The sequence below is a fragment of the Streptomyces sp. NPDC127084 genome (assembly GCF_042724175.1).
In the GTDB taxonomy this organism is placed as follows: domain Bacteria; phylum Actinomycetota; class Actinomycetes; order Streptomycetales; family Streptomycetaceae; genus Streptomyces.
The window spans coordinates 1-4,699 of the sequence record NZ_JBHXFA010000166.1; the positions used below are offsets into that span (position 1 = coordinate 1).

At 69.6% G+C, this 4,699-nt stretch carries 6 protein-coding genes; 2 read left to right on the forward strand and 4 right to left on the reverse strand.

What is annotated here, in order from left to right; genetic code table 11:
* Positions 1 to 164: 164 nt before the first annotated feature.
* Positions 165 to 902 (reverse strand): FAD-dependent thymidylate synthase, encoded by a 738-nt coding sequence (gene thyX, locus ACFWI9_RS28535; RefSeq protein WP_387166353.1) that lies wholly within the window; start codon positions 900 to 902, stop codon positions 165 to 167.
* A gap of 178 nt (positions 903 to 1,080) precedes the next feature.
* On the opposite strand from thyX, the gene ACFWI9_RS28540 reads away from it, so the two are divergent.
* The gene (locus tag ACFWI9_RS28540; RefSeq protein WP_387166355.1) at positions 1,081 to 1,353 is read left to right on the forward strand and encodes a hypothetical protein; all 273 of its coding nucleotides are present in this window, start codon (positions 1,081 to 1,083) and stop codon (positions 1,351 to 1,353) included.
* Between the two features lie 92 nt (positions 1,354 to 1,445).
* On the forward strand, positions 1,446 to 2,036 hold the full coding sequence (locus ACFWI9_RS28545; RefSeq protein ID WP_387166357.1) for a hypothetical protein: 591 nt from the start codon (positions 1,446 to 1,448) through the stop codon (positions 2,034 to 2,036).
* 21 nt (positions 2,037 to 2,057) lie between these two features.
* Here ACFWI9_RS28545 and ACFWI9_RS28550 read toward each other — a convergent pair whose 3' ends face one another.
* The 3 genes from ACFWI9_RS28550 to ACFWI9_RS28560 form a co-directional block, all read right to left on the reverse strand.
* Positions 2,058 to 2,543 (reverse strand): hypothetical protein, encoded by a 486-nt coding sequence (locus tag ACFWI9_RS28550; protein ID WP_387166359.1) that lies wholly within the window; start codon positions 2,541 to 2,543, stop codon positions 2,058 to 2,060.
* A 9-nt stretch (positions 2,544 to 2,552) separates the two neighbouring features.
* Entirely contained in the window at positions 2,553 to 3,305 is a 753-nt protein-coding gene (gene dapB, locus ACFWI9_RS28555; protein WP_387166361.1) for a 4-hydroxy-tetrahydrodipicolinate reductase, read from the reverse strand.
* A gap of 46 nt (positions 3,306 to 3,351) precedes the next feature.
* Positions 3,352 to 4,699, reverse strand: a 1,348-nt coding sequence (locus tag ACFWI9_RS28560) for a M16 family metallopeptidase (RefSeq protein WP_387166363.1), incomplete at its 5' end; no start/stop codon positions are given.

Genomic DNA, 4,699 nt, shown 5'->3' on the forward strand with positions numbered 1-4,699 from the left:
GGGTGGGCCCCCGGGGGGGGCGGCCGCTCCCGGTGTGTGGGTGTCCCCTGCCCCGGGCGGTGGGGGGGTTTCTGGCCCCCCCGGGTCCGTTTGATCAGCCTAGATGAACTTCTCGAAACGCCGCAATACGGACACCGAGTCGGGCTGAACCGTACATCTGTCCCTTACGGAGCGATGCGGCCATTCGCGTTGAACGCGGCATAGGTGAGGGGCATGAGCCCGGCCCAGTGCTGTTCCATCTTCTCGCCGACCATCTCGATCTCCCGCTGCGGGAACGACGGCACCTTGGCCAGCTCATGCTGGGTACGCAGACCCAGGAAGTGCATCAGCGAGCGGGCGTTGCACGTCGCGTACATCGAGGAGTAGAGGCCCACCGGCAGCACCGAGCGGGCGACCTCGCGGGCGACGCCGGCATCGAGCATCTCCTGGTACGCCTCGTACGCCTGGCGGTAGGAGTCCGTCATCACGCGTCCGGTGAGCTCCTGCTGCGCCTGGGTGCCCTCGACGAAGACGTACTTGCCAGGGCGGCCCTCCTGGACCAGCTTGCGCGAACCGTCCGGGACGTAGAACACAGGCTCGAGCTCCCGGTAGCGCCCGGACTCCTCGTTGTACGACCAGCCGACACGGTGGCGCATGAACTCGCGGAAGACGAAGATCGGGGCGCTGATGAAGAAGGTCATCGAGTTGTGCTCGAAGGGGCTGCCGTGGCGGTCCCGCATCAGATAGTTGATCAGGCCCTTTGAACGCTCCGGATCCTTGGAGAGCTCGTCCAGGGACTGCTCGCCCGCGGTGGAGACCCGGGCCGCCCACAGCACGTCGGAGTCGCCTGCGGTGTGCTTCACCAGCTCGACGGTCACATCGCTGCGGAAGCTGGGCTTGAGGTCGGCGGGGGTGTCGGTCACCAGTGTCCTTCCGGTTGCATCGCACATGCGGAGCCCATTCTCTACGGCTCGCTCAACGACCGTCGGGGCGGGGTGGCTGATGTTGTCGCGGCGAATTCACTGGAATCGGGCCACCGAGAGCGTGTTCTACGCGTCTGTACCAGTAACCCCACGTATCACCGCCAAGGAGGCTCACACCATGACCCTGCCCCAGCCACCGCTGAGCGGCGGCTCCAGGCGAGAGGCTGTCCCTTTCGCCTTCGTCGCCGACGCGGACCGTTTCCGCAGCAATGTGGCACCGCCGCCGAGACGCCGTCCGAGCAAGGGGCAGCTCCTCGGCCGTACGTTGATCGGCCTGACCGTCACCTCGGGTCTGACCGGGGCGCTTCTCTTCGGTATGCCCGCGCTCCAGGCCCCCGAGAAGGCACCGCCCTCCCACGCCGAGCAGTCCGGCCGGTCCGGGGGACGCTGACCCCTTTCGGACCCCCAGGGGTGGTCCGGGGTGGGCCACCTCTGTAGCCTCACCCGTCACAGCCCGTTGTGCGTGATGAGTGAGGATCAGCCGTGCCCCTGCCCTTCCTGACGGCCGACCGCGCCTTTGACACATCCGACAGGACAACGGCGGAGGACCAGGCCGCTCTGCCGTTCGATGACCACGACGAGTGGCGGCGGCCCTACCGTCCCGGCCCCTGGCGGGTGGGAGCCGCGGCGCTGCTCCTGCTGCTCGGTTCGTTCGTGCTCATGGCGACGCTGATCATCGCGTTCGCCGGTGCGCTGCCGGGCGCGGGTCTGTGCTTCGCGCTCGCCCTGCTGGTGATCGCCGCGGCACTGCGGCTGCTCCGGATGGGCGTATGGGTGAGCAGGCACGGTCTGCGCCGGGTGGGCTTCCTCTCGACGTCGACCGTCGACTGGCGGGAGGCCGCGGCGCTGCGGACCGTGCAGCAGCCGGTGCGCTGGCTCGGTCTGCCGCGGACCGTGCAGGGGCAGGCGCTGATGCTGGTCCGAGGTGGCGGTGAGCCGCTGCCGCTGCTCACCGACCACAACGGGGACTTCCTCTCCCGAGTCGAGGCCTTCGACAGGGCGGCGGACACGATCGAGGCCTGGGGCGCGCAGTACGGCCCGGTGGCCCCGGCGGTGCCCGCCGGCGGGCAGTGAGCCAGGGCCCTCCCGGGTAGCTCAGGCCTTGACGGGCCGGCCCGCGGGGTCGGCGCCTTCGTGGGCGGGCTTGCCGTCGTGCAGGGCGATCGCACGCTGCATGGCCTTGCGGGCGCGTGGTGTGTCCCGGGCGTCGTGGTAGGCGACGGCCAGCCGGAACCAGCAGCGCCAGTCGCCCGGCGAGTCCTCGGTCTCCGCCCGGCGCTTGGCGAAGACTGCGTCCGCCGATTCCCGGTCGATACGACCGCCCGGGGTGCGGACCAGCTCGTCCACCGGCAGTCCGCCCTGCGCGTCCAGCTCGGCCGCCAACGCATTGGCTTTCCGGACGAACCGGGTGTTCTTCCAGAGGAACCAGATGCCGATCACGGGCAGGATCAGCACCGCCACACCGAAGGTGACCGTCAGTACCGTGCCGTGCCGGATCAGCAGCACGCCCCGGCTGCCGACCAGGACGAAGTAGACGACCAAGACGGCAGCCGTGAGGAAGTAGGTGATCTTCGCGCGCATGGGTGGGTCTCAGTCCAGGTCGAGGAAGTGCTCAAGGCCGAACGTGAGCCCGGGCGTACTGACCACGCGCCGTACACCGAGCAGAATGCCCGGCATGAAGCTGCTGTGGTGCAGGGAGTCATGCCGGATGGTGAGGGTTTCGCCCTCCCCGCCGAGCAGGACCTCCTGGTGGGCGAGCAGCCCCCGCAGCCGCACGGCGTGCACCGGCACTCCGTCGACGTCCGCGCCACGCGCGCCGTCCAGCGCGGTGACGGTGGCGTCGGGTTGCGGGGCGAGGCCCGCTTCGGCACGGGCCGCGGCGATCAGCTGGGCCGTACGGGTGGCGGTGCCCGAAGGGGCGTCCGCCTTGTTCGGATGGTGCAGCTCGACCACCTCGACCGACTCGAAGTAGCGCGCGGCCTGGGCGGCGAACTTCATCGTGAGCACGGCACCGATGGAGAAGTTGGGCGCGATGAGCACCCCGGTCTCCGGTGAAGCGTCAAGCGAGGTGCGCAGATGCGCGAGGCGCTCGTCCGTCCAGCCGGTGGTGCCGACGACGGCGTGGATGCCGTGGCGTACACAGAAGTCGAGATTGCCCATCACCGAGGCGGGGGTGGTCAGCTCGACCGCGACCTGTGCGCCCTGCTCGACCAGGGTCTCCAGCTTGTCGTCCCGGCCGAGGGCGGCTACCAGCTCCATGTCACCGGCGGCTTCGACCGCCCGGACCGCCTCGGAACCGATACGGCCCTTGGCTCCGAGGACGGCCACGCGCAGCTTGCTCATTGCTTGTGCTCTCTCTACGAGTCGGACTCTGGGGCCTTGCGGATGTCTACGTGACGGATTGGTGCAGACGGTCCGCCTGCTTGTCCTTCAGCGGGCCGATCACCGCCAGTGACGGACGCTGTCCCAGCACGGCGCGGGCGACCGCCCGTACGTCGTCGGGGGTGACCGCGGCTATGTTCGCCAGCATGTCATCCACGGACATCTGGGCGCCCCAGCACAGCTCGCTCTTGCCGATGCGGTTCATCAGCGCGCCGGTGTCCTCGAGCCCGAGGACCGTGGAGCCGGAGAGCTGGCCGATGGCCCGGCTGATCTCCTCGTCGGACAGCCCTTCGGAGGCCACCCGGTCGAGCTCGCCCCGGCAGATCTTCAGCACGCCGTGGACCTGGCTGGGCCGGCAGCCCGCGTACACGCCGAAGAGTCCGCAGTCGGCGAAGCCCGAGGTGTACGAGTACACGCTGTAGGCGAGGCCGCGCTTCTCCCGTACCTCCTGGAAGAGACGCGATGACATGCCGCCACCGAGTGCCGTGTTCAGCACGCCGAGGGCCCATCGGCGCTCGTCGGTGCGGGCGAGGCCCGGCATTCCGAGCACGACATGGGCCTGCTCGGTCTTGCGCCCGAGCATGTCGACCCGGCCGGCGGTCCTGATCGTGCGGCTGCCGTCGCGCGGGGCGATCGGCTGGGCATCGGTCCTGGCCAGCGCCCCGGCGCGGTCGAAGGCCTTGCGGACCTGGCGGACGACCGTGCCGTGGTCGACGTTTCCGGCGGCTGCCACGACCAGGTGTGTGGGGTCGTAGTGCTTCTTGTAGAAGCGGGCGATCTGCGACCGGCTGAGCGCGTTGACCGTGTCGACGGTGCCAAGGACCGGGCGCCCCAGCGGGCTGGCGCCGAACATGGTGCTCGCGAAGAGGTCGTGGACGACGTCACCGGGGTCGTCCTCGGTCATCGCGATCTCCTCGAGGATGACGCCGCGCTCGGCGTCCACGTCCTCTTCGAGGATCAGGGAGCCGGTGAGCATGTCGCACACGACGTCGATCGCGAGTGGCAGGTCGGTGTCGAGCACCCGCGCGTAGTAGCACGTGTACTCCTTCGCCGTGAAGGCGTTCATCTCGCCGCCGACCGCGTCGATCGCGGCGGAGATGTCGAGGGCGGAGCGGCGCGCCGTGCCCTTGAAGAGAAGGTGCTCCAGATAGTGCGTGGCGCCGCCCAGCGACGGGGTCTCGTCGCGGGATCCGACATGTGCCCAGATACCGAAGGTCGCGGAGCGCACGGAGGGCAGGGTCTCGGTGACGATGCGCAGGCCACCGGGCAGGACCGTCCGCCGGACGGTTCCGATGCCGTGCTCACCCTTGAGGAGCGTTTGGGTACGGGCGACGGCCCGCGCCTCCGAAGAGGTG